Raw genomic sequence first — 21,874 nt, 5'->3', positions numbered from 1 at the left:
AGATCGCAGCCTTCGGCAGCTCCTACAGGGGATCGCGTTTCCTTGTAGGAGCTGCCGAAGGCTGCGATCTTTTGATCTTAGGCCGGCGAATGTTCTTCCATTACCGCCTTGTAAATCGAGTTCTTCGGCTGCGCAAACAGCCGTTCCACCATCGGTTCGAAGAAGCTCAGCGGTAGCGTGTCGTACGCCGGATCAAACGCCGCCGCATCGTACCGGGCACAAAACTCGATGGTCGCCTGATACTGCGGATGATCGCTGAATTGCTCGCGCAAATGCCGGTCCATGCCCAGGTGATGAAAGAAGTAATAGCCCTGGAAAATCCCGTGCTTTTCCACCATCCACAGGTTCTCGGCGCTGACGAACGGCTTGAGGATCGCCGCGGCGATGTCCGGGTGATTGTAGGAGCCCAGCGTGTCGCCAATGTCATGGAGCAGGGCACAGACCACGTACTCTTCGTCGCGACCATCGCGCCACGCGCGGCTGGCAGTTTGCAGGGAGTGGGTCAGGCGATCCACCGGGAAACCGCCGAAATCTCCCTCCAGTAACTTCAGGTGCGCCACGATCCGTTTGGGCAATTGCCGGGCATAGGCGCTGAAATCTGCGGCGATGATCGCCCAGTCTTCCTGCGTGCCGTCCTGCATATGGGTAAAACGGGCATGGACATTCATCGGCTATCCTCTTGTTCTGATCGAAAGGGATGCATTGAGTGTAGGGCTTGGATCCAAGGCTGCATTGGCTGCTCAAGACGCTTTTGTGGCCAATGGAGCCTAGAACGCCACGCGACCCAGAATCATGTCGCGGTACATGACGAAATCGCCGAGCAGGCTGTAAACAGGATGCTGAAAGGTGGCAGGACGATTCCTCTCGAAGAAGAAATGCCCGACCCAGGCGAAGCTGTAACCGGCCAGCGGCAGGGCCGGCAACATCCACCACGCGCCGTTGCCGATGGCCAGCGCCAGAATGAAAATAACCAGGGAGGTGCCGACAAAGTGCAATCGTCGACAGGTGCCGTTGCGGTGTTCACTGAGGTAATACGGGTAAAACTCAGCGAAGTTGTTGAAGCGTCTGATGTTTTCCACGACTGCGATCTCTGTGGTGACTATGCACGCTACAAGTTGTTCTGCGGGTAGCTTATTTAAGTCTAGAGTGATCATAGGCATCAGCCAGTGACAATAGGCGCCACTTTAGTATCCTTGGGTATTGGGTCGTGGCATGCGGCCATTACGTAGTAAACGCCATGAGCGAACGAACGACTTCTGCAAGCTGGGCGATGGGGATTGTCAAAGCACTGGAAATGGACGGCCTGGATTGCCGGGTTCTGTTCAAGCAGCTAGGGCTCGACTATGCGGCACTGGATGACCCGGATGCGCGCTTCCCGCAAGATTCCATGACGCGGCTCTGGCAGCGCGCGGTCGAGCTGTCCGGCAACCCGGCGATCGGCCTGAACATGGGCAAGGTGGTGCGACCGGCATCCTTCCATGTCGCCGGTTATGCCTTGATGTCCAGCCAGACCCTGGCCGAAGGCTTTCAACGTCTGGTGCGTTATCAGCGAATCATCGCCGAAAGTGCCGACTTGAGTTTCCGATTGCTGGATGAAGGGTATGCGCTGATTCTGACGGTCCATGGCGATCATCTGCCGCCGACCCGACAGAGTGCTGAAGCATCAATGGCCTGCGCTCTGGCACTTTGCGGCTGGCTGACCGGTCGCACGTTCCAGCCGCGCAAGGTTTTGCTGCAAGGCGATGAGCCCGTTGATCTTGAACCCTATAAACAAGCTTTCCATGCCCCGTTGATGTTCAACGCGCCTTATGACGCCTTGATCTTCGAGCGCGCCGACATGGAGGCACCGCTGCCCACCGCCAACGAGGCCATGGCGCGGTTGCACGACCGGTTTGCCGGCGAGTACCTGGCGCGGTTTTCCGAAAGCCGCGTGACCCACAAGGCGCGGCAGGTGTTATGCCGTCTGCTGCCCCAGGGCGAACCCAAGCGCGATGCGGTGGCCCAGACGCTGCACTTGTCGCAACGCACCTTGCAGCGTCGCTTGCAGGAAGAGGGCACGAGTTTTCAGACGTTGCTGGATGACACCCGACGTGAACTGGCCGAGCAATACCTGGCGCAACCGAACATGACCTTGCTGGAAATTGCCTACCTGCTGGGGTTTGCCGATCCGAGCAACTTCTTCCGCGCCTTCCGCCGCTGGTTCGATTCCACCCCCGGCGAATACCGGGCGCGGCTGATGGAAGCGCCCGTGCGGCTCAGTGACGCCAGAACGCCGGGATACACAGAACAAACACCGTAATGATCTCCAGCCGGCCCAGCAGCATGCCGAACGAGAGAATCCACTTCGCGGCATCCGGCAGGCTGGCGAAGTTGCCCGCCGGGCCAATCGTTTCGCCAAGCCCCGGGCCTACGCCAGACACCGTGGCGGCCGCGCCGGTAAGCGCGGTCATCCAGTCCACGCCCAGTAGCGACAGCAGCAGTGCGATGACGCAAATGGTGATGGCGAAGAAGAACGAAAAGGTCAGGATCGAGCGCACGATCTCTTCGTCGAGACGGTGGCCGTTGTATTTCTGCTTGATCACCGCGCGCGGGTGAATCAACTGGTTAAGGTTGGCCTTGAGCAGAATGTAGGCAACCTGGAAGCGGAAAATCTTGATCCCGCCAGCGGTCGAACCCGAGCAACCGCCGACAAACCCCAGATAAAAGAACAGCATCAGTGAGAAATTGCCCCAGAGGCTGTAGTCCCCCAGTGCAAAACCGGTGGTAGTCACTACCGACGTCACGTTCAGCGCCACATGCCGCAAGGCCTCCAGCCAGTGCAGCTGGGTGGTCCACCAGTACCAGGTGCCGAGCACCAGCCAGGTCACCAACAGCATGCCGAGCAGGCCTTGAACCTGTTCATCCTTGATCAGCGCCCGACGGTTACCGCGCAACGTCGCGACATACAAAGTGAACGGCAGGGCACCGAGAATCATGATGACGACGGCGACCCAATGCACCGCAGGCTCCGGCCACTTGGCCAAAGACTGGTCGGAGGTGGAGAAGCCGCCGGTGGAAATCGCCGACATCGCGTGATTGATTGCATCGAACGGGCTCATCCCGGCCCACCAGAACGCCAGGCTGCCGAAAATGGTGATGCCGACGTAGGCCGCAACGATCAAGCGCGCCACCATGTGCGAACGGGGCATGACCTTTTCGGAACGGTCCGACGACTCGGTCTGAAACAGCCGCATGCCACCGATGCGCAGTAATGGCAGAATCGCTACCGCCATGCCGATAAAGCCGATGCCGCCGATCCAGTGCAGCAATGAGCGCCACATCAGGATGCCGGGGGACATGCTGTCCAGACCGTTGAGCACCGTCGCACCGGTGGCAGTGATGCCGGACATGCTTTCAAAGAACGAGTCGGTGTAGCTGATGTGTTGGGTCAGCAGGAACGGCAGGGCGGCGAAGATGCATACCACCAGCCAGCTGCTGACGGTCAGCAGGTACATGTCTCGCGGACGCAGATGGATGTGCTCGGGGCGTCCGGGTATCACCAGGACCAGGCCGGCGACAAAGGTGATCATGCTGGCCCAGAGGAATGATGGCAGGTCGCTGGTGCGTTCGAAGATCACCAGGGTGGCCATGGGCACGACCATGGCGATGGCTAGCGTGATCAGGAAGATGCCGATGATGAAACCAATGATCCGTAAGGTCGGCAACGCCATGAAGTCCGCTCGGGCTGAAATAGTCGAAGGGCGCCATTCTACCTGCGGGGCAGGGCATGTAAACCGGCAGCCTTACGGCACTTACCGCTAGAATAGCCAAACATTTTCTACAGGAGGTGGCCGATGGAGGCTCTCGACGCTTTGCTCAACCGTGTTTCCGTCCCACGACTGCTCGATCCGGCGCCTACCGCCGAGCAACGGGAAGTGCTGTTTGGCGCCGCGATGCGCGCGCCAGACCACGGCCATTTGCAGCCTTGGCGCTTCCTGACAGTCGAAGGCCCGGCACGCGAGCAAATGGGTGAGTTGCTGGCCGAAGCGGCGAAGCTGCAAGACAGTGATGTGTCCGAGGCTTTGCTGGACAAGGCGCGCAACGGCCCGTTGCGTGCGCCGCTGGTGGTTGTGGTGATTGCGCGTTTGCAGGAGCACGACAAGTATCCCAAGTCCGAGCAACTATTGGCGGCCGGTTGTGCGGCTCACGGGATTTTGCTGGCGGCCTATGCGCAGGGCATTGGCGCGGTGTGGCGCACCGGTGAGCTGGCTTATTCGGCGCATGTGGCTAAAGGCTTGGGGTTGGCGGAAGGGGAAGAGGTGATTGCGTTTCTTTACCTTGGCACGCCGCAGAAAGAGCCGCGGGTGGCGGAGAAGGTTGATTTGACCGAGTTCGTTAGCGCCTGGCCCGGTAAGGCCTGAAGGCGTAGATTCAATGTGGGAGCGGGCTTGCTCGCGAAAGCGGTGTGTCAGGCAATGATGATGTCGACTAACACTCCGTCTTCGCGAGCAAGCCCGCTCTCACAGGGTTCAGGGTTGAACCACCGCCCCCCGGCATCAACGGCAATTCCAGGCTGGCAATAAACCCGCCCTCCGGGTGATTGGCCAGCACCAGACTGCCGCCATGCCGCTCCGCCGCACGGCGCGCAATGGCCAGCCCCAGGCCATGCCCGGCCGTTGTCTGCCCCGGTGCCCGATAGAAGGGTTCTGCCAGCTGATTCAAATGCTCGGCCTCTACGCCGGGGCCGTGGTCGCGCACACTGACCACAATCCTGTCGCCTTGCCGCAACGCCTGCATTTCGATCGGTTGCCCGACCGGGTTAAAGCGCTGGGCATTGCGCAGCAGGTTGTCCACGGCGCGTTCGATCATGGTCGGCCAGCCTTTGAGGTTCAGTTGCGGCTCGGCCTCAAGGCGCACGTTCTGCTCCGGCGAGCCCAGCTGAGCATCTTTTTGCAGGGTATTGAGCAGCGCGTTGAGGTCCACTTCTTCAGCACTGGCGTTGTCGGCGTCGACGCGTGCCAGTACCAGAATTTCGCTGATCAGCGCTTCCAGTCGATCGCATTCACGGGTCAGGCGTGGCCAGAGTTTTTCCCGCTCCTCGGGATTGGCCCGTTCGGCCAGCGCCAAGGCAATGCGCAGTCGGGCCAAGGGTGAACGCAACTCATGAGACACGTCCCGCAGTAATTGCCGCTGGCTGCCGATCAGGCTTTGCAGGCGTGCGCCCATGCGGTTGAAGTCGTTGGCCAGCACGCCGAATTCATCGCGGCGGTTGGCCAGTTGCGCCAGGCTGTTCTGTTGATACGTCGTCTGCCCGAGGTCATGCACCGCACCGCGCAAACGGCTCAGCGGTCGGGTGATGGAAAAGGTCACCAACAGGCTGAACAGGGTCAGCACCACCAGGGCGATACCCAGCGCACTCAACGGCCAGAGCAGGCTTTCACGGTGCCAGGCGTCCAGTTCCGGGTGCGGAATGCGGTAGATCAGCAGGTAGGTGTCGCCAGTCTTGGCGCTGGTGTATTCATCGGTCAGACGCCGCCATGGCAGGCGTCGATCATTATCGTTCTGCCTCGCTTCGAAGGCCGCCGCCCGCCGCGGGAAGGTGCCGCGTACGACCGGGTCACCGGCCTCGTTGAGCACCTGAACGTCGATGTGATACTGGCGCTTGCGCTGCTCCAGAATGTCCTGGGCGGCTTCTTCGCCCTGGCTTTCGTAGGTTTGCGTCCACTGTTCGGCCAGCGTATTGAGGCCCGGGTGGCGACTGAGAATCCACGCGTCCTGGTTGAGCATATGCCCGAGCAGAATGGAGAGCCCTGCAACCAGAGCGATGGCCAGCCAGAAGCTGGCCAGGATACGCCAGAACAATGAGCGCACAGAAAATCCTCAAACAAACGCAATCCATGTGGGAGCGGGCCAATGTGGCGAGGGGGCTTGCCCCCGTTGGGGCGCGAAGCGGCCCCGGCATTTCAAAGTTAAACCGCAGGTAAGGGTTTACGACTGCTTCGCAGCCGAACGGCGGCAAGCCCCCTCGCCACAGGCCCGCTCCCACATTAAATCGAGTGGCAACAGACCCAACAGGGTTTAGCCGTTGGGTCCAGGGGTTAGCGCATTATTGCGCTTTTTGCGCTTGCTGCGCTTTCCAGGCCTTGAACTCGGCCCATTCGGCGCGACGCTCAGCCTCTTTCTTCTGGATCTCGTCGAATTGCTTCTGTTGATCCGGTTTCAGCAGCGCGCGAACGTCGGCTTCGGCTTTCTTGTGCTTGGCCGCCATCTCGTCTTTCAGGGCTTTCTGGTCGGCTGGCGAGAGTTTTTCCAGGTACTTGTCGACCAATTGCTGACGCTCATGCATCTGCTCGCCCATGATCTTGCGGATCTGCTCGCGCTGTTCGCGGCTCAGGTCCAGCTGGCTGTAAGGGCCTTTACCGTGCATGCCGTGCATCTGACCGCCGTGGCGTGAGCCGTCCATGTGGTCACCCATCGGACCTGCGCCTTCAGGCATGGCCATGGCAACGGTCGGCAGGGCGGCAGCAAACATCAGAGCGATAAGAGTCTTGCGCATGGTGTATCTCCTTGTTTCGTTCCCGGTACGTTCCGGATGAGTACAGATTACGGAGATCAAGGTCAGCGGCGGTCAGCGGAGCGTAAAGCTTGGGTAAAGACGATTTTCTACCTTGCTGACAAAACTCCACAGCCACCAGTCTGTGGTGGGGGAGCTGCTGTGGCGAGGGAGCTTGCTCCCGCTGGACTGCGTAGCAGTCCCGCTTTTGGGGCCGCTTCGCAGCCCAGCGGGAGCAAGCTCCCTCGCCACAGGTTGCGTTTATCCGGTTCTTTCTCGGTTTTTACAGGCTGTAGTAGTAACCGCGACTGCGCAGGGCAATGATGCGTGGGCGGCCGTCGGGGTGCGGGCCGATTTTTTTGCGCAGGTTGCTCACGTGCATGTCCAGGCTGCGGTCGTACAGGGTCAGTTTGCGACCGAGGGCGATTTGCGCCAGTTCCTGTTTATCCAGCGGTTCGCCGGGCTGTTTGAGCAGGGCTTCGAGCAGACGGCTTTCGGAGACGGTGAGGGTGAATTCCTGTTCATCGATACTGACCACGCCGCGCACCGGGCTGAAGCACAAGTCACCCAGTTCGAGTTGGCTGGAGACGGCCGTTGGATGACTGCGGCGCAATACCGCGCGCAGGCGTGCTGTCAGCTCCCGAGGGTCGCACGGCTTGGCCAGGTAATCGTCGGCGCCGAGTTCCAGGCCGAGGATGCGGTCCAACGGTTCGCCACGGGCCGAGAGCATCAGCACCGGCAAATCCGGATGGTCGCTGCGCAGTTGCTTGAGCAGTTCCAGGCCACTGCCGTCCGGCAGCATCACGTCCAGCACCACGGCCGCCGGGGAAGTTTCGGCCAACGCCCGGCGCGCGCTCTGGCCATCGTGGCAGGCGCGGACCTGAAAGCCTTCCTGGCTCAGCCAACTGCTCAGAAGCTCACACAGTTCCTGATCATCATCAATTAATAACAGCTCGCTCATCACTCACTCAATTTAGCCATTGCCGACGTTTTCTGGTTGCACCACTGGCGAAGATACCGCAGAGCAGGGCCAATAGCGCAACTGCGGCACCGATAACGAACCATTGCTGTTGATCTGTCAGCAGGCGTGGCAACGGGCTGCTGGCCTGAGCCTCCTTGAGTTGCAGCTTGAGGCGCTGATTCTCCTGGCGCAACCGGCTCAGCTGAGCGCTTTCGCGTTCGCTATCGGTATTTTGCAGTTGTTTGCCCAGTTCTTCTCGTTGCTGTTCACTGACCTTCAATCGCTGCTGCAACTCGGTGATCTGGCTGCCGGCGCTCAAGGACAGCGGCGTCGAACTACCGCCATTGGCGCTTTCTTCACCATGGGCGGGCGCCATGATCGACAACGTCACCAACATTAGACACAACGGACCTTTGCGCATCGCAACTCCTGATTCCAATACGAGTATTGGGCAGGTTGTCGGCCGGTAAACAAGAATAATGAGCGATTGAACGCGCGATGAGCCGACAAGGCTCATCGCGCGGGAGGGCTTTACGGCAGGACTTGCTTGAACGGCTTGACCAAAACATTGGCGTAGACGCCTGCAGCGATATATGGATCGGCGTCGGCCCAGGCCTGGGCGGCGCTCAGGGAATCGAATTCGGCGACGATCAGGCTACCGGTGAAACCCGCCGCGCCCGGATCATTGCTGTCGACCGCCGGGTGCGGGCCGGCCAGTACGATGCGACCTTCGCCTTTAAGCACTTGCAGGCGCTCAAGGTGCGCAGGCCGTGCGGCCAGGCGGGCTTCCAGGGAGTTGGCGACGTCTGTGGCAATGATTGCGTAAAGCATGTCAGTCCTCGGTTTTTGGTGTTGTGGTGTCGGCGTCGTGCAAGTGGCGGGACAGGTAGATGCCCTGGCCGACCAGGAACAGCAACGTCATACCCAGGCTGCCGAAGACTTTGAAGTCGACCCAGTAGCTCTGGAAGGTGAACGCAACGAACAGGTTGGCGGCGCCGCAAAACAGGAAAAACCCGATCCAGGCGATGTTCAGACGGGTCCAGACCGGCTCCGGCAGAGTCAGTGCGTGGCCCATGATGCGTTTGATCAGCAGTTGGTCACCGACGAAGTGGCTGCCGATGAACGCGAGGGCGAACAGCCAGTTGACCACCGGGGCTTTCCATTTCAGGAAGGTCTCGCTGTGGAACGCCAGGGTCAGGCTACCGAAGACCAGACAGGCGATGAGGGTCAGCCACTGGCTCTTCTCCAGCTTGCGCTGTTTGATGAACAGCGTGCCGTAAACCACTAGGGAGCTGATGATCAGCATTGCGGTGGCGCTGTAAATACCACCGACAGTCAGTTGATGACCGCCAATGTCGACGACCCGTGGATCGATCTTGAAGACGATGAAAAACAGCAGAAGCGGGATGAAGTCGATGAATTGTTTCACAGTGGCAGCCAGAAGCAGGATGTGGCGGCATAATAACAAACATATTGACGCGCGATAGCGTCAGCTGATTTGAGGTTACACAGTCCTGTGAATGTTGATTTGCACTGCCATAGCACGGCTTCCGATGGCGCCCTCGCGCCTGCGGTACTGGTTGCGCGTGCGTTCGAGAAAGGCGTGCGAGTCCTGGCCTTGACCGATCACGACACCCTTGAAGGCCTCGACGAGGCCCGTAGCGCCGCGACGTCGCTGGGGATGCAACTGGTTAATGGCGTCGAATTGTCCTGCACTTGGGGAGGCGCCACCATTCACGTTTTGGGCTACGGTTTCGACGTCAATGCGGCGCCGTTGGTCGAGGCCATCGCAAAATTGCACGATGGCCGCTGGCTACGGTCCGAAGAAATAAGCCGCAAGTTGGCGTTGAAAGGCATGCCGGGGGCGCTTGACGGCGCTCGGGCCATCCAACAGGAGCTGGGTGACAGCGGTAATGCGCCTGCTCGTCCGCATTTCGCCGACTGGATGGTGCGCGAAGGTTTCGTCAAGGATCGCGCCGAAGCGTTCCGCAAATGGCTGGGCGCCGGTAAGCTGGGGGACGTCAAACAACACTGGCCGACCCTGGAAGACACCGTCGAAACCCTGCGCGCCGCGGGTGCCTGGGTCAGCCTGGCGCATCCCTGGCACTACGATTTCACTCGTAGCAAGCGTCGTCGCCTGATTGCCGACTATATTCAAGCAGGGGGCCACGCGATAGAAGTGGTCAATGGCCATCAACCCGCCGAACAGGTGGGCAGCCTGGCGATTCTAGCCCGCGAGTTTGGTCTGCTGGTCAGCGCCGGCAGTGATTTTCATGGCCCTGGAGGCTGGTCCGAGATCGGTGAATACCGCCCGCTCCCGGAGGATCTGCCACCACTGTGGTGTCGATTCAAACATGACCCAATTATTGCCGTCGTCTGAACAGGTAGAGAATGTGAGTCAATTTTTCCAGATTCATCCGGAAAACCCGCAACCGCGCCTGATCAAACAGGCTGTCGAGATCATCCGCAACGGCGGGGTGGTGATTTATCCCACAGACTCTTCCTACGCCATTGGTTGCCAGATCGGCGACAAAAACGCCGTGGAACGCGTGCGCCGGCTACGTCAGCTGGATGATAAGCACAACTTCGCGCTGATTTGCAGCGACCTGTCGCAGTTGGGGCTGTTTGCCAAGATCGATACCGGCACCTTCCGGGTGCTCAAGGCTCACTTGCCTGGCCCTTACACCTTCATTCTCAACGCCACCCGCGAAGTCCCGCGGCTGTTGCTGCACCCGAAAAAACGCACCATCGGCCTGCGTGTGCCAAGCCATCCGATTGCCCTGGCATTGCTGGAAGAACTCGGCGAGCCGCTGATGAGCGTGACCCTGATCATGCCTGGCGACACTGACCCGTTGAGCGATCCTTACGAAATGCGCCAGTTGCTTGAGCATCAGGTCGACCTGATCATCGACGGCGGTTTCGGCGGGATCAAGGCGTCCACCGTGATCAGCCTCGCCGACGGCGAACCGGAAGTCATCCGCGTCGGTTGCGGCGACCCTACGCCTTTCATGGCCGAGGCCTAGATGTCTGCAGTAGAACCCGTCGACAGCCAGGCCGGCGCTCAGCAAGAACTGCCTTTTGCCATGGTCTATGGCCAGGCGGTCATGGAAATGCCGCTGGACCTGTACATCCCGCCGGATGCGCTCGAGGTATTCCTTGAGGCCTTCGAAGGCCCGCTCGACTTGCTGCTGTACCTGATCCGCAAACAGAACATCAACATTCTCGACATCCCGGTGGCGGAAATCACCCGTCAGTACATGGGCTATGTCGAGTTGATGCAGTCGGTGCGCCTGGAGCTGGCCGCCGAGTACCTGGTGATGGCCGCAATGCTGGCCGAGATCAAATCGCGGATGCTGTTGCCCCGTGCCGAGACGATTGAAGACGAAGAAGACGATCCTCGCGCTGAGCTGATTCGCCGCTTGCAGGAGTACGAGCGCTTCAAGGCTGCTGCCGAGGGCATCGATGGCCTGAGCCGCGTCGGCCGCGACGTGGTGGTGCCCAAGCTCGATGCCCCGGAAGCCCGGGCACGCAAGCTGTTGCCGGATGTGAGCCTGGGAGAGTTGCTGATGTCCATGGCCGAGGTCCTGCGCCGTGGCGACATGTTCGAAAGCCACCAGGTCAGCCGTGAAGCGCTGTCCACCCGCGAGCGCATGAGCGATGTGCTGGAACGGCTCAAGGGCGGCGGTTTTGTGCCGTTTGTCGAGCTGTTCACCGCTGAAGAAGGGCGCTTGGGGGTGGTGGTGACCTTTATGGCGATCCTCGAACTGGTCAAGGAATCCTTGGTCGAGCTGGTGCAGAATGAGCCGTTCGCGGCGATCCATGTCCGGGCCCGAGCCGAATAACGAGTTGAATCATGAACCTGACTGAACCCCGCGAGCTGGCGCCACTGCTTGAAGCCTTTCTGTTGGCCTCGGGAAAACCGCAATCGCTGGAACGCCTGTTCGAACTCTTCGAAGAAGGCGAGCGGCCGGAACCACCCGTTTTCAAGAAAGCGCTGACGATTCTGGCCAAATCCTGCGAGGGCCGTGCGTTCGAGTTGAAGGAAGTCGCCTCCGGGTATCGCCTGCAGATCCGCGAAAAGTTCGCGCCGTGGGTCGGACGTTTGTGGGAAGAGCGGCCGCAGCGCTATTCCCGCGCCATGCTCGAAACCATGGCCCTGATCGCCTATCGCCAGCCAATCACCCGGGGCGAGATCGAAGACGTGCGCGGCGTGGCAGTCAACAGCCACATCGTGAAAACCCTGCTGGAACGTGAGTGGATCCGTATCGTCGGTTACCGCGACGTACCCGGCAAACCCGCAATGTTCGCCACCACCAAGGCCTTTCTCGATCACTTCAACCTGAAAAACCTCGACGACCTGCCGCCGCTCGCCGAACTGCGTGAGCTGGAACCTGATCCTGTCCTCGATTTCGACGACGCTCCGGTGCCAGCTGGGTTGCAAGAACTGGCCGACGCCAGCGCCGAACCTGAAGAGCCGAAGGAAGAAACCAGTTTCCACACACTGTTGCTGGAACTGGACACCATGGAAGAGGGGCTCAAGACCGACTTCGACGATTTGCTGCGGGATGGGGCGGTGACCGAGACTGAAGGGGAGCAGGCTCAGCCCGAACCTGAAACCGAAGTTGAACCTCAGGTCGAGGCTGAACCAGAACCAGAACAGGAAGATGACATTCTTGGCGTTGCCGAAGCTCGCGAAAAGCTCCTGGCCGCCGTCGCCGCTCTCGAACAGTCGCAACCCGAGCCCGAGCTGACCGACGAAGAAGCCGAAGCCAAGGCTTTGGCAGAAGCAATCGAGGCCGAGCGCCGCCAGTTCGAAGATTGACCTAAATCCTGTGGGAGCGAGCCTGCTCGCGATGAGGGAGTGTCAGTCGACATCAATGTTGTCTCAGACACCGCTATCGCGAGCAGGCTCGCTCCCACATTGGTTTAGTGTCGCGGTTGAGCAAACCCGGCACCACCGGTCGGCGGAAAATCAAGTAAGTCTTCATTAGTCAGCTAGTCTCTGATGCGCGAACGTCTCCATGAGCGTATGATTCGCGACCCTTCGGCGATCGCTTCGCCCAAGTTCTTCAAAAAGTACCCAGATTTACATCGCTTCAGGCAAAAGCCTGAACAGACCACACCGGGAGGTGCCCAGATGAGTATCAACGACCAGAAAGACGACCAGGAAATCGGCCCAGCAGGCGAAAAGCTGCAGAAAGTCCTCGCCCGTATCGGCGTAGGCTCGCGCCGTGACGTAGAAGCCTGGATCAGCCACGGCCGCATCAAGGTCAATGGCAAAGACGCCACCCTCGGCCAGCGCGTCGACCTGCATGACGCCATCACCATCGATGGCCGGGTGATCAAGCGCGAAGAAGCCGCCGAGTCGGTACGCCGCGTGATCATGTACAACAAACCCGACGGTGAAATCTGCACCCGTAACGACCCTGAAGGTCGTCCGACCGTGTTCGACAAGATGCCGCGCCCGAAAGAAGGTCGCTGGATCAACATCGGTCGTCTGGACATCAATACCACCGGTTTGCTGATGTTCACCACCGACGGTGAATTGGCCAACCGCCTGATGCACCCATCCTACGAAATGGACCGTGAATACGCGGTACGTGTACGTGGCGAAGTCGACGACGAGATGATTGAACGCCTGAAAGCAGGCGTGGTGCTCGAAGACGGCCCGGCCAAGTTCACCGACATCAAGCAGGCTCCGGGTGGCGAAGGTTTCAACCACTGGTACCACTGCGTGGTGATGGAAGGTCGTAACCGCGAAGTCCGTCGTCTGTGGGAATCCCAAGGTCTGGTGGTTAGCCGCCTGAAACGCGTGCGTTTCGGTCCGGTGTTCCTCAACTCCGACTTGCCGATGGGCCGCTGGCGCGAAATGAGCCAGTACGAAGTCGACATTCTCAGTGCTGAAGTCGGCCTGACGCCGGTGGCGATGCCGCAAATGAACGCCAAGAGCAAAGACAAGCTTGAGCGTATGCAGCGCAAATCGTCCCGTCCGGTGGGCAAGACCGAACGCGTGCGTACCTTGCGTCCAGCCGCCGGTGCGACCGCTGCCAGCCCGCGCGAATCCCGCGAGCCACAGATCGAAGGCGAACGTCCGGCCCGCAAGCCAGCGCCACGCCAGGACGGCGAGCGCGGTCCACGTACGCCGCGTCCGGCCAACGGTCGCACTGAGCGCGGCGAAGGCCGTGGTGCTCCGTCCGGTGGTCGTAGCGATCGCGGCGCGCCTGCCGGTCGTGGTACGCCCGTGGCAGACCGCCCGGCCGATACCAAGCGCCCGGCCAAGCCGGCGCCGAAGAAACGCCCAGGCATCGTGCTGGTCGACCGTGACGCGCCATCAGGCAAGCGCCGCGGCGCACCCGCAGGCTCCGGCCAGCGTCCGGGCTTTGGTCGTCGCAAGCCTGAGTAATCGGTAAGCGCTGCATGAAAAACGCCATCCCTCGGGATGGCGTTTTTTTTGGCTGTCTTTAGTTTTGTGGTGTTTGTGAGTCCGTCATCGCGAGCAGGCTCGCTCCCACATTCGATCGCATTTTTTCCCTGAGAACTCGGTCCACTGTGGGAGCGAGCCTGCTCGCGATGATGCCGGTGGCGGCACCGCTATTTCCGGTCTAGAAAACAAACCGTCCATCAAACAGCGGGTCATCATCCAGCGCCAACACGCCACTGGAGAAGATCAGGTCCAAATGATGGCTACCTTTGGCACCTCCGCCCAGCCCAAGGTGCAAGCCGCAATGGCGCTCCTCGAACCCGGCATTGCGCGCATACAAATCTTTCACGCCTTCGTTGGTGCCGATCCCCAGTTCCTCGATTCGCCGATTGGACGGATTGGCGTCCAGGTATTTGTTGAAGTCATGCTCCAGTCCCGGCACATCGGTGGCGATTTTGCTGATGGTGGAGTTTTCGATCCACAACTCCAGCGGTGACGCCAATACGCCGTACTTGCGGGCAAATGGAATCGTACTGAGGAAAGTCCCCATAAACTTCACCCGCCCATTAATGGCCTCGCTATGAGTGGCGATCTCGCCGGGCGCCAGGTCGAAGTTGCCGATACCGTTGATGTCGGTCCACTTCTTGATGCTGTTCAAGGGTGTTTCGAACCACGACCCATGATCATCTTTGAAGCTCAGGGTAGTGGCGTGGGACATGCGCTGGATCAAGTGGCTGTTCAACCCGGCAATTCGCTGCGGGGTGACGCTGAAAGTGTCGTAGAAGTAATCGCCGTAATCCTTGAACAACAACGACTTCTTCCAGTTCTGCGCCATCACGCCTTGCAGCGCGCGGACAAACTCCGGGCCGTCGGGACGCGGGTTGGGCAGGGTGGAAGAGTCGTAGAAGAAAATGTACAGATCGCTGTCGGTAATCGCCTGGGCCAGCAATTCGGTGGGTTCGAGGTCCAGACGCATCGCGCTGAAGCTGAACCGTGGGCTGTTACCGGCCTGTTCGGCGATGGCGCCGGTCAGTGCCTCGTAATCAGCGGTATGGCCGAGCAAGACCTTCGCCGGGTTGATACCGGCAACGGCAGGGTGATGTTCGAGGTAGTAAAGGAAATGCGAGATGGCGCGTTGCTTATCCATGTAGTCCTCCCTGACAAGCCGAGAATGTGGCAGGCGCGACCGGCCGGATCGTGCCTGCCGGGATGTCTTACAGAGGCCACATCGCCGTGCCGAACGGAACGACCGCGTCGGCTTGCATCATTTCGACGGCGGCATCATGGGTCGGTGCTTCAAACCAATCGTCCAGTTGCAGTTCAGTGTCCAAGTCTTTGTCCAGTGCTTGCATGGTGAATCTCCTAGATGACTTCTTCGGTAAGAACAGCTTCGGTAAGAACAGCGGCGTGCTTTTCACTCGTTGAAGAGCGCGTCAACGTGCCGGTCGATGCGGCTCGGCAAGTCGCTGAAAACCTAGTTCACAGGTTTTTAAAATGCAAAAAAATAGTTAAACAATTTTCATTTGAACTATTTATTCCATTTTTAGAGAGCCCATTTTCTTAATAAAAAACAGAAAACTAAGTCGGATATTTGCTTAGGAAGCTTCCTATCGTCAATTTACAGTCAGCTGCCCTCTGGATCTGATTTGGAAAACTTGCGTTACGCCTTGTAAATAAAATGTTACGAAAACTCGTCTCAAACCCCATGGAATGCTGCTGAGGAAAGGTCTGTAAGGAAAACCTGCCGGCCGCCGCCGACTGGGTGGCATTCAAGGGCTCTGGCACGCTTGTTTCAGCAGCGTATGAAGGGTGAGATGCGCCCCATGCCTGTCGTGCAGGTGCATAACAAGAAGGAGGCGCAATGAACGCCGTGACTCATCTCCATCTCTCCCCGAAGGGCGATTTTTCCGCTGCCCTTATCGATGACCTGCAAAGGTCTGACTCAATTTTTGCAGTCGCCCGAGACCCTCGAGGCGGACACAGGCAATCCCGGCAACCGACGCGCTGATCCAGCGGTGTCTGGCAGCAGGGGGTTACAGGTGTACAATGCGCCGCGTTTTAACTGTGACCCTCTGCGCAACAGCGCAATCCTCAAGGCTATCCGCCTTGTTCACTCCGCCGCGTCACGAGCGTGTCGGGTTCGATTTCGTCACAGATAAAAACAAACAGGTGACGCATGACTGTCGTAAAAACGCTGAACTCCTGGTGCCTGCGCTGGGGTTTGATCGGCGCTGCTTGAAATCGCAACCGAGCAGCAACGTCTACTGAACATCATCAAACCTTGCGTGAGACCCTTTTCATGAGTGGACAAAACTCGCATTCAGGCGAGCTGAAACGCGGCCTGAAAAATCGCCATATTCAACTGATCGCCCTCGGTGGCGCGATCGGTACCGGGTTGTTCCTCGGCTCGGCCGGCGTGCTCAAATCCGCCGGCCCGTCGATGATCCTCGGCTACGCCATCTGCGGCTTCATCGCTTTCATGATCATGCGCCAACTGGGCGAAATGATTGTCGAAGAACCGGTTGCCGGTTCGTTCAGCCACTTCGCCCACAAATACTGGGGCGGTTTTGCCGGCTTCCTGTCGGGCTGGAACTGCTGGATTCTGTACATCCTAGTGGGCATGTCCGAGCTGACCGCGGTCGGCAAATACATCCATTACTGGGCGCCGGACATCCCGACCTGGGTATCGGCAGCCGGGTTCTTCGTATTGATCAACCTGATCAACCTGGCCAACGTCAAAGTCTTCGGTGAGGCCGAGTTCTGGTTCGCGATCATCAAGGTCGTGGCGATTGTCGGCATGATTGCCCTGGGCAGCTACTTGCTGGTCAGCGGTCATGGCGGCCCGCAAGCCTCGGTGACCAACCTGTGGTCCCACGGCGGCTTCTTCCCGAACGGCGTAAGCGGACTGGTGATGGCCATGGCAATCATCATGTTCTCCTTCGGCGGCCTGGAGATGCTCGGTTTCACCGCCGCTGAAGCCGACAAGCCGAAAACCGTGATCCCGAAAGCCATCAACCAGGTGATCTACCGGATCCTGATTTTCTACATCGGTGCGTTGGTGGTTCTGTTGTCGCTGACCCCTTGGGACAGTCTGTTGGCAACCCTGAATGCTTCCGGCGACGCTTATAGCGGCAGCCCGTTCGTGCAAGTGTTCTCGATGCTCGGCAGCAACACCGCCGCGCACATCCTCAACTTCGTGGTCCTGACCGCGGCGCTGTCGGTGTACAACAGCGGCACCTACTGCAACAGCCGTATGCTGCTGGGCATGGCCGAGCAGGGCGATGCACCGAAGGCCTTGTCGAAGATCGACAAGCGTGGCGTGCCGGTGCGTTCGATCCTGGCGTCGGCCGCTGTGACGTTGATCGCGGTGTTGCTGAACTACCTGATCCCGCAAAACGCGCTGGAACTGTTGATGTCGCTGGTGGTTGCCACCCTGGTGATCAACTGGGCGATGATCAGCTTCTCGCACTTCAAGTTCCGTCAGCACATGGACAAGACCAAACAGACGCCGTTGTTCAAGGCTCTTTGGTACCCGTACGGCAACTATGTTTGCCTGGCGTTCGTGGTGTTCATCCTTGGTGTGATGCTGCTGATCCCGGGGATCCAGATCTCGGTGTACGCGATTCCGGTGTGGGTCGCGTTCATGTGGGTCTGCTACGGCATCAAGAACAAGCGCAGCGCCCAGCATGCGCTGCAGGCTGCAGGTTCCGCTGCCAAGTAAGTGCAAAGCGCAGAAACGACAAACCCGGCCATGTGCCGGGTTTGTTGTTTTCAGGGTTGATACAAAACCCTGTGGGAGCGAGCCTGCTCGCGATGGGGTCAGCACATTCAATATCGATGTTGTCTGACACACCGCTTTCGCGAGCAGGCTCGCTCCCACAGTTGATCTTCGGCGTGCCGGATATCTGATTCGCGGTATCCTGAACGCCCTGATACCGGACTTTTTTCCATGCTGGTGATTTCCAACAACGTGCATCTGCCGGATACCGAGATCGAATTGACGGCCATTCGTGCGCAAGGCGCCGGTGGGCAGAACGTCAACAAGGTCTCCAGCGCCGTGCATCTGCGCTTCGACATTCCGGCCTCGTCCTTACCCGAGTTCTACAAGGAACGGTTGCTGGCGCTGCGCGACAGCCGCATCACCAGCGAAGGCGTGTTGATCATCAAGGCCCAGCAATACCGTACGCAGGAAGCCAACCGCGCCGATGCGCTGGAGCGGTTGACCGAGTTGATCCTCAGCGCCACCAAGGTTGAAAAGAAACGCCGCCCGACCAAGCCGACCCTCGGTTCGAAAAAGCGTCGGCTCGAATCAAAGACCAAGCGCGGCAGCATCAAGGCCGGACGCGGTAAGGTCGATTTCTAACGCGCTTCTCTTTCTTCGCGATACTTGGGCGCCTGCCGGTACAGATAAACGCTCAGCATCAATCCGCTCAAAGCGGCGAGGGCGGCAAACAGGAAGATCGAGGCAAACCCGAATCCAGCCGCAATCGCACCCGCCAGCGGCCCGGTGATCCCCAGCGACAAATCGATAAACAGCGAGTACGCCCCGACTGCCGCGCCGCGGCTGGAGGCGGGCACCAGGTTGACCGCTTCCACGCCCAGCGCCGGGAACACCAACGAAAAGCCGAAACCGCTCAGCGCCGCACCCGCCAGTGCCCAATGGGCATCGGGTGCCAGCCACAGCAGCAACAGTCCCAGGGTTTCCACCGACAAGCAGGCAATCGCCACGCGAAAGCCGCCGAGGCGGTTGATCAGGTTACCGAACAGCAATCGCGCACCGATAAAACTGGCGCCGAACAGGCTCAGGCACAGCACCGCGTTGGACCAGTGCTGAGTGGCGTAATACAGGGTGATGAATGTGGCAATAGTGCCAAAGCCGATGGAGCCCAAGGCCAGGCCGCAACCGTGAGGAAACACCCGCCCCAGCACATGCATGAACGGCAGGCGTTCGCCGACAACGATCGGTGCAGCGGTTTTTGGCCAGGCCAGCACCAGGCCCAGAACGGCCAGCAGCACGATGCTCACGCCCATGCTCCACAAACCCAACTGACTCACCAGCAGCACCCCCAACGGCGCGCCGACCGCCAGTGCGCCATAACTGGCGATGCCGTTCCAGGAGATGACCTTGGCAGTGTTCGCCGCGCCGACCCGGCCGATGCCCCAGCCGATCGAACCGGAACCGACCAGGCTTTCTGCGCTGCCGAGCACCAGTCGGCCGATCAACAGGCTGATCAGGCTCAACATCGGCAGGCTTTGCGTCCAGGCCGAAATCAACATGAACACACCGCTCAAACCACAGCCGGCGAGGCCGTACATCACTGCCAGTTTGCTGCCCTTGTTATCGATGATGCGCCCGGCGTAAGGGCGACTGAGCAGGGTGGCCAGGTATTGCACGCTGATCACCAGCCCGGCGATCACGGCGCCGAAACCGAGGTCGCTATGGACGTAGCCCGGCAATACGGCCAGGGGAATGCCGATATTCAGGTAACCGATGAACGTGAACAGGACGATGGAAACGACTTGCAGCGTGACCGCCATGGGGCGCTGGGTTTCTGACATGGGTAAAAGGTCCACGGGGCAGCAGGATAGATAGGCTGCTTATGATAGCGGCGCGGGCGGTCGCGGGGCGTGGAAAAGTAAAACTATTTGCCGGGCGGGGATAATCAGGATTTGGCGGGGGCAACCAATTGCGTCGTGACCAGGGCGGCCAGGGCGTTTTCTTCGCTGCCGAAGCGGGCCAGCAGGGCGGCTTGTTTCTCGGGGGAAAGGCGGTTCCAGATCTCGATCATCTTCTCGGCGGTGCCGATCAGGACGCTGGCCTGGGTTGCACTGAATTCGTCGGTCATGGGGGAGGCTCAAGGTTCAGGCGGTGTGGAAAGCGCATATTAGCGCTTTCCACACGGTCTGGTCGTGCGGGTGTATCAGTCTTCGCTGTCGGCCTGGCGGCGTTCAGGTGCTTCTTTCGTCTCGGGCTGTTGGGCACCGGCTTGTTGCGTGGTTGTCTGCTCAGTTTCGTGCAGGCTTGGGAAGGGGAGATTAGGGATCTCGTGCATGTCGCGCTCCTCGCTAAGTCTGTTGATAGATCTGGTAGATCCGCGCTTTTAAAAAAGCCTGCGCAGGATACAGCAGGAGAAATGACAAATAGACTTTTATATCCAATTGTTGCGACGGATGGGATTGTCTAGACAGGTCTGTGTAGGCGCTGGCGCAGCCTGCGATTTTGGGGGGGGGGTGGAGATCAAGATCGCAGCCTCCGGCAGCTTCTACAGGAGATTGCATTTCAAATGTGGGAGCGAGCCTGCTCGCGATAGCGGCGGCACATTCAGCATCAATGTGACTGAAAAATCGCTATCGCGAGCAGGCTCGCTCCCACAGGGGGCTTGCAGGTATTTGAGGGGTTACTTGCAGACCTCAGCGATAGCTTCGGCCAGCAAATCCAGACGCGTCGCATCAATCCCCGCGACGTTAGCCCGGCCTGAGCTGACCATGTACACGCTGTGATGCTCGCGCAGTTGCTTGACCTGTTCCGGCGACAAACCGGTGTAGGAAAACATCCCGCGTTGCACACCAATGTGCGCAAATCGCTCGCGCAAGCCATGGGGTTCAAGCGCTTCGACCAGACCGTTGCGCAACTGGGCGATACGCAAGCGCATGGCTTCCACTTCGTCGGCCCAGCGGCTTTTCAGCTCTGGATCGCCGAGGATGGTCGCGACCACGGCGGCGCCATGATCCGGCGGCGTCGACCACAGGTTACGGGCAATGTTGGCCAGTTGGCTGCGGATATCCACCAGCTTGTCGGCGGTTTTCGCGCAGACAATCAGTGCGCCGGTGCGGTCGCGGTACAGGCCGAAGTTCTTCGAGCAGGAACTGGTGATCAGCACTTCCGGCAACTCGGCGGCGAACAACCGCGTCGACCAGGCGTCCTGCTCCAGGCCGTCGCCGAACCCCTGATAAGCGAAGTCGATCAGAGGCAGCAAATCACGACTGCGCACCACGTCCAGCACCCGACGCCAATCGTCATGGGACAGGTCGAAACCGGTCGGGTTGTGGCAGCAGGCATGCAGCAGAACCACATCGCCCTTGGGTGCTTGATTGAGCACCGCCAGCATCGCTTCCACGTCCAGACGGTTATCGCTGCCCACGTACGGGTAATGACTGACCTTGACCCCGGCCGCCGCGAAAATGGTTTCGTGGATCGGCCAGGTCGGGTTGCTCAACCACACGCCACGGCCCGGAAGGCATTGGGCGATGAAGTCGGCGCTCAAACGCAATGCGCCAGTGCCGCCCGGCGTTTGAGTGGCGCCGGCCCGTTGTTCGGCAATCAGCGCCGAATCAGCGCCAAGCACCAACTCGTTGATGACCTTGCCGAACGCTACATTACCGTGGCCGCCGATGTAGGTCTTGGTGGATTGACGATCCACCAAGTGCTGCTCGGCGAGTTTCACCGCTTCGGGGATCGGCGTCAGGCCCTGGGCGTCTTTGTAAACACCGACGCCAAGGTCGAATTTGCGCGGGTTAGGGTCCAGCGCATAGGCCTCCATCAGGCCGAGAATCGGGTCGCCGGGTACTCGACCTATGGCGTCGAAATGCATTATTTGCGGCCCTCGGCGTTCTTGGCCACTTCGTCGGTGCGCGCGGCCATGATGAAGTCGTTGCGGTGCAGGCCCTTGATGGAGTGACTCCACCAGGTCACGGTGACTTTGCCCCATTCGGTCAGCAGGCCTGGGTGGTGACCTTCGGCCTCGGAGATTTCACCGACGGCGTTGGTGAACGCCAGCGCGTGTTTGAAATTCTTGAACAGGAAAACTTTTTCCAGCTGCATCACGCTGTCGCGGACTTCGATATTCCAGTCGGGGATCTGCTTGATCAGGATCGGCAATTCTTCGTCGCTGACTTGAGGGGCGTCGGCGCGGCAGGCTTCGCAATGGGCTTGGTTTAATGTGGACATGATGGGTTCCTG

24 protein-coding genes and 1 pseudogene are annotated in these 21,874 nt (G+C 59.6%); 9 read left to right on the top strand and 16 right to left on the bottom strand.

Features of this window, described 5'->3' with window-relative positions; genetic code table 11:
* Positions 1-77: 77 nt before the first annotated feature.
* Positions 78-668: an HD domain-containing protein gene (locus BK662_RS28190; RefSeq protein ID WP_123360264.1), complete on the bottom strand. Its 591-nt coding sequence runs from the start codon at positions 666-668 to the stop codon at positions 78-80.
* 99 nt (positions 669-767) lie between these two features.
* Entirely contained in the window at positions 768-1,079 is a 312-nt protein-coding gene (locus BK662_RS28185) for an Mpo1-like protein (protein WP_123360263.1), read from the bottom strand.
* A gap of 158 nt (positions 1,080-1,237) precedes the next feature.
* Here BK662_RS28185 and BK662_RS28180 point away from each other — a divergent pair, with 158 nt between their 5' ends.
* Positions 1,238-2,299, top strand: a complete 1,062-nt coding sequence (locus BK662_RS28180) for an AraC family transcriptional regulator (protein WP_221179115.1) — start codon at positions 1,238-1,240, stop codon at positions 2,297-2,299.
* Here BK662_RS28180 and BK662_RS28175 read toward each other — a convergent pair.
* Positions 2,256-3,710 carry a TrkH family potassium uptake protein gene (locus BK662_RS28175; protein WP_123360261.1) on the bottom strand — a complete coding sequence of 485 codons (1,455 nt, stop codon included), beginning with the start codon at positions 3,708-3,710 and terminating at the stop codon, positions 2,256-2,258. The genes BK662_RS28180 and BK662_RS28175 overlap by 44 nt on opposite strands.
* 123 nt (positions 3,711-3,833) lie before the next feature.
* Here BK662_RS28175 and BK662_RS28170 point away from each other — a divergent pair, with 123 nt between their 5' ends.
* Positions 3,834-4,400, top strand: a complete 567-nt coding sequence (locus BK662_RS28170; protein ID WP_123360260.1) for an NAD(P)H nitroreductase — start codon at positions 3,834-3,836, stop codon at positions 4,398-4,400.
* Between the two features lie 108 nt (positions 4,401-4,508).
* Here BK662_RS28170 and BK662_RS28160 read toward each other — a convergent pair.
* The 6 genes and pseudogenes from BK662_RS28160 to BK662_RS28130 form a co-directional block, all read right to left on the bottom strand.
* Positions 4,509-5,850, bottom strand: a pseudogene (locus BK662_RS28160) (sensor histidine kinase).
* A gap of 235 nt (positions 5,851-6,085) precedes the next feature.
* Positions 6,086-6,535: a Spy/CpxP family protein refolding chaperone gene (locus tag BK662_RS28155; RefSeq protein WP_123360258.1), complete on the bottom strand. Its 450-nt coding sequence runs from the start codon at positions 6,533-6,535 to the stop codon at positions 6,086-6,088.
* A 280-nt stretch (positions 6,536-6,815) separates the two neighbouring features.
* Positions 6,816-7,493: a response regulator transcription factor gene (locus tag BK662_RS28145; protein WP_109628535.1), complete on the bottom strand. Its 678-nt coding sequence runs from the start codon at positions 7,491-7,493 to the stop codon at positions 6,816-6,818.
* Between the two features lie 7 nt (positions 7,494-7,500).
* Positions 7,501-7,914 carry a translation initiation factor 2 gene (locus BK662_RS28140; RefSeq protein ID WP_123360257.1) on the bottom strand — a complete coding sequence of 138 codons (414 nt, stop codon included), beginning with the start codon at positions 7,912-7,914 and terminating at the stop codon, positions 7,501-7,503.
* 110 nt (positions 7,915-8,024) lie between these two features.
* Positions 8,025-8,324 carry a YciI family protein gene (locus tag BK662_RS28135; RefSeq protein ID WP_007984134.1) on the bottom strand — a complete coding sequence of 100 codons (300 nt, stop codon included), beginning with the start codon at positions 8,322-8,324 and terminating at the stop codon, positions 8,025-8,027.
* A 1-nt stretch (position 8,325) separates the two neighbouring features.
* Positions 8,326-8,922 carry a septation protein A gene (locus BK662_RS28130; protein WP_123360256.1) on the bottom strand — a complete coding sequence of 199 codons (597 nt, stop codon included), beginning with the start codon at positions 8,920-8,922 and terminating at the stop codon, positions 8,326-8,328.
* Between the two features lie 87 nt (positions 8,923-9,009).
* Here BK662_RS28130 and BK662_RS28125 point away from each other — a divergent pair, with 87 nt between their 5' ends.
* From BK662_RS28125 to rluB, 5 genes are all read left to right on the top strand, one after another.
* Positions 9,010-9,873 (top strand): PHP domain-containing protein, encoded by an 864-nt coding sequence (locus tag BK662_RS28125; RefSeq protein ID WP_123360255.1) that lies wholly within the window; start codon positions 9,010-9,012, stop codon positions 9,871-9,873.
* Between the two features lie 13 nt (positions 9,874-9,886).
* A complete protein-coding gene (locus BK662_RS28120) occupies positions 9,887-10,516 on the top strand; it encodes an L-threonylcarbamoyladenylate synthase (RefSeq protein ID WP_123360729.1) in 630 nt (209 codons plus the stop codon).
* Positions 10,517-11,335 (top strand): segregation and condensation protein A, encoded by an 819-nt coding sequence (locus BK662_RS28115; protein ID WP_008074898.1) that lies wholly within the window; start codon positions 10,517-10,519, stop codon positions 11,333-11,335. It begins immediately after the preceding gene.
* A gap of 11 nt (positions 11,336-11,346) precedes the next feature.
* On the top strand, positions 11,347-12,315 hold the full coding sequence (gene scpB / locus BK662_RS28110; protein WP_123360254.1) for an SMC-Scp complex subunit ScpB: 969 nt from the start codon (positions 11,347-11,349) through the stop codon (positions 12,313-12,315).
* A 315-nt stretch (positions 12,316-12,630) separates the two neighbouring features.
* Positions 12,631-13,896 (top strand): 23S rRNA pseudouridine(2605) synthase RluB, encoded by a 1,266-nt coding sequence (gene rluB / locus BK662_RS28100; protein WP_123360728.1) that lies wholly within the window; start codon positions 12,631-12,633, stop codon positions 13,894-13,896.
* 199 nt (positions 13,897-14,095) lie between these two features.
* Here rluB and BK662_RS28095 read toward each other — a convergent pair whose 3' ends face one another.
* Both BK662_RS28095 and BK662_RS34970 read right to left on the bottom strand, forming a co-directional pair.
* A complete protein-coding gene (locus tag BK662_RS28095; protein ID WP_123360253.1) occupies positions 14,096-15,061 on the bottom strand; it encodes a M29 family metallopeptidase in 966 nt (321 codons plus the stop codon).
* A gap of 67 nt (positions 15,062-15,128) precedes the next feature.
* Entirely contained in the window at positions 15,129-15,266 is a 138-nt protein-coding gene (locus tag BK662_RS34970; RefSeq protein ID WP_038979531.1) for a hypothetical protein, read from the bottom strand.
* Between the two features lie 947 nt (positions 15,267-16,213).
* On the opposite strand from BK662_RS34970, the gene BK662_RS28090 reads away from it, so the two are divergent.
* Both BK662_RS28090 and arfB read left to right on the top strand, forming a co-directional pair.
* Positions 16,214-17,635 (top strand): amino acid permease, encoded by a 1,422-nt coding sequence (locus BK662_RS28090; RefSeq protein WP_123360252.1) that lies wholly within the window; start codon positions 16,214-16,216, stop codon positions 17,633-17,635.
* Positions 17,636-17,863: 228 nt separating this feature from the next.
* Entirely contained in the window at positions 17,864-18,277 is a 414-nt protein-coding gene (gene arfB / locus BK662_RS28085; protein WP_123360251.1) for an alternative ribosome rescue aminoacyl-tRNA hydrolase ArfB, read from the top strand.
* On the opposite strand, the gene BK662_RS28080 is transcribed toward arfB, so the two are convergent.
* The 5 genes from BK662_RS28080 to BK662_RS28065 form a co-directional block, all read right to left on the bottom strand.
* On the bottom strand, positions 18,274-19,473 hold the full coding sequence (locus BK662_RS28080) for an MFS transporter (protein ID WP_123360250.1): 1,200 nt from the start codon (positions 19,471-19,473) through the stop codon (positions 18,274-18,276). The genes arfB and BK662_RS28080 overlap by 4 nt on opposite strands.
* Positions 19,474-19,577: 104 nt before the next feature.
* A complete protein-coding gene (locus BK662_RS28075; RefSeq protein WP_008010996.1) occupies positions 19,578-19,760 on the bottom strand; it encodes a hypothetical protein in 183 nt (60 codons plus the stop codon).
* A 75-nt stretch (positions 19,761-19,835) separates the two neighbouring features.
* Complete coding sequence (locus tag BK662_RS35580; RefSeq protein ID WP_007902501.1) at positions 19,836-19,967, bottom strand: hypothetical protein; 132 nt, start codon at positions 19,965-19,967, stop codon at positions 19,836-19,838.
* Positions 19,968-20,312: 345 nt separating this feature from the next.
* Positions 20,313-21,506: an amino acid aminotransferase gene (locus BK662_RS28070; protein ID WP_123360249.1), complete on the bottom strand. Its 1,194-nt coding sequence runs from the start codon at positions 21,504-21,506 to the stop codon at positions 20,313-20,315.
* A complete protein-coding gene (locus tag BK662_RS28065) occupies positions 21,506-21,862 on the bottom strand; it encodes a 4a-hydroxytetrahydrobiopterin dehydratase (RefSeq protein WP_010457024.1) in 357 nt (118 codons plus the stop codon). The genes BK662_RS28070 and BK662_RS28065 overlap by 1 nt, the downstream gene beginning before the upstream one ends.
* Between the last annotated feature and the right edge of the window lie 12 nt (positions 21,863-21,874).

It is taken from the genome of Pseudomonas frederiksbergensis, assembly GCF_003732275.1.
Taxonomy (GTDB): Bacteria; Pseudomonadota; Gammaproteobacteria; order Pseudomonadales; family Pseudomonadaceae; genus Aquipseudomonas; species Aquipseudomonas frederiksbergensis_H.
Note: the sequence above shows the minus strand (reverse complement) of the source record. Positions and strands in the feature narration are given on the sequence as shown.

Bases quoted from the DNA above. Each gene is read 5' to 3' on its own strand.
- BK662_RS28190 (WP_123360264.1), bottom strand. From the start codon at position 668: ATGAATGTCCATGCCCGTTTTACCCATATGCAGGACGGCACGCAGGAA.
- BK662_RS28180 (WP_221179115.1), top strand. From the start codon at position 1,238: ATGAGCGAACGAACGACTTCTGCAAGCTGGGCGATGGGGATTGTCAAA.
- BK662_RS28175 (WP_123360261.1), bottom strand. From the start codon at position 3,710: ATGGCGTTGCCGACCTTACGGATCATTGGTTTCATCATCGGCATCTTC.
- BK662_RS28170 (WP_123360260.1), top strand. From the start codon at position 3,834: ATGGAGGCTCTCGACGCTTTGCTCAACCGTGTTTCCGTCCCACGACTG.
- BK662_RS28155 (WP_123360258.1), bottom strand. From the start codon at position 6,535: ATGCGCAAGACTCTTATCGCTCTGATGTTTGCTGCCGCCCTGCCGACC.
- BK662_RS28145 (WP_109628535.1), bottom strand. From the start codon at position 7,493: ATGAGCGAGCTGTTATTAATTGATGATGATCAGGAACTGTGTGAGCTT.
- BK662_RS28140 (WP_123360257.1), bottom strand. From the start codon at position 7,914: ATGCGCAAAGGTCCGTTGTGTCTAATGTTGGTGACGTTGTCGATCATG.
- BK662_RS28135 (WP_007984134.1), bottom strand. From the start codon at position 8,324: ATGCTTTACGCAATCATTGCCACAGACGTCGCCAACTCCCTGGAAGCC.
- BK662_RS28115 (WP_008074898.1), top strand. From the start codon at position 10,517: ATGTCTGCAGTAGAACCCGTCGACAGCCAGGCCGGCGCTCAGCAAGAA.
- scpB (WP_123360254.1), top strand. From the start codon at position 11,347: ATGAACCTGACTGAACCCCGCGAGCTGGCGCCACTGCTTGAAGCCTTT.
- rluB (WP_123360728.1), top strand. From the start codon at position 12,631: ATGAGTATCAACGACCAGAAAGACGACCAGGAAATCGGCCCAGCAGGC.
- BK662_RS28095 (WP_123360253.1), bottom strand. From the start codon at position 15,061: ATGGATAAGCAACGCGCCATCTCGCATTTCCTTTACTACCTCGAACAT.
- BK662_RS34970 (WP_038979531.1), bottom strand. From the start codon at position 15,266: ATGCAAGCACTGGACAAAGACTTGGACACTGAACTGCAACTGGACGAT.
- BK662_RS28090 (WP_123360252.1), top strand. From the start codon at position 16,214: ATGAGTGGACAAAACTCGCATTCAGGCGAGCTGAAACGCGGCCTGAAA.
- arfB (WP_123360251.1), top strand. From the start codon at position 17,864: ATGCTGGTGATTTCCAACAACGTGCATCTGCCGGATACCGAGATCGAA.
- BK662_RS28080 (WP_123360250.1), bottom strand. From the start codon at position 19,473: ATGTCAGAAACCCAGCGCCCCATGGCGGTCACGCTGCAAGTCGTTTCC.
- BK662_RS28075 (WP_008010996.1), bottom strand. From the start codon at position 19,760: ATGACCGACGAATTCAGTGCAACCCAGGCCAGCGTCCTGATCGGCACC.
- BK662_RS35580 (WP_007902501.1), bottom strand. From the start codon at position 19,967: ATGCACGAGATCCCTAATCTCCCCTTCCCAAGCCTGCACGAAACTGAG.
- BK662_RS28070 (WP_123360249.1), bottom strand. From the start codon at position 21,506: ATGCATTTCGACGCCATAGGTCGAGTACCCGGCGACCCGATTCTCGGC.
- BK662_RS28065 (WP_010457024.1), bottom strand. From the start codon at position 21,862: ATGTCCACATTAAACCAAGCCCATTGCGAAGCCTGCCGCGCCGACGCC.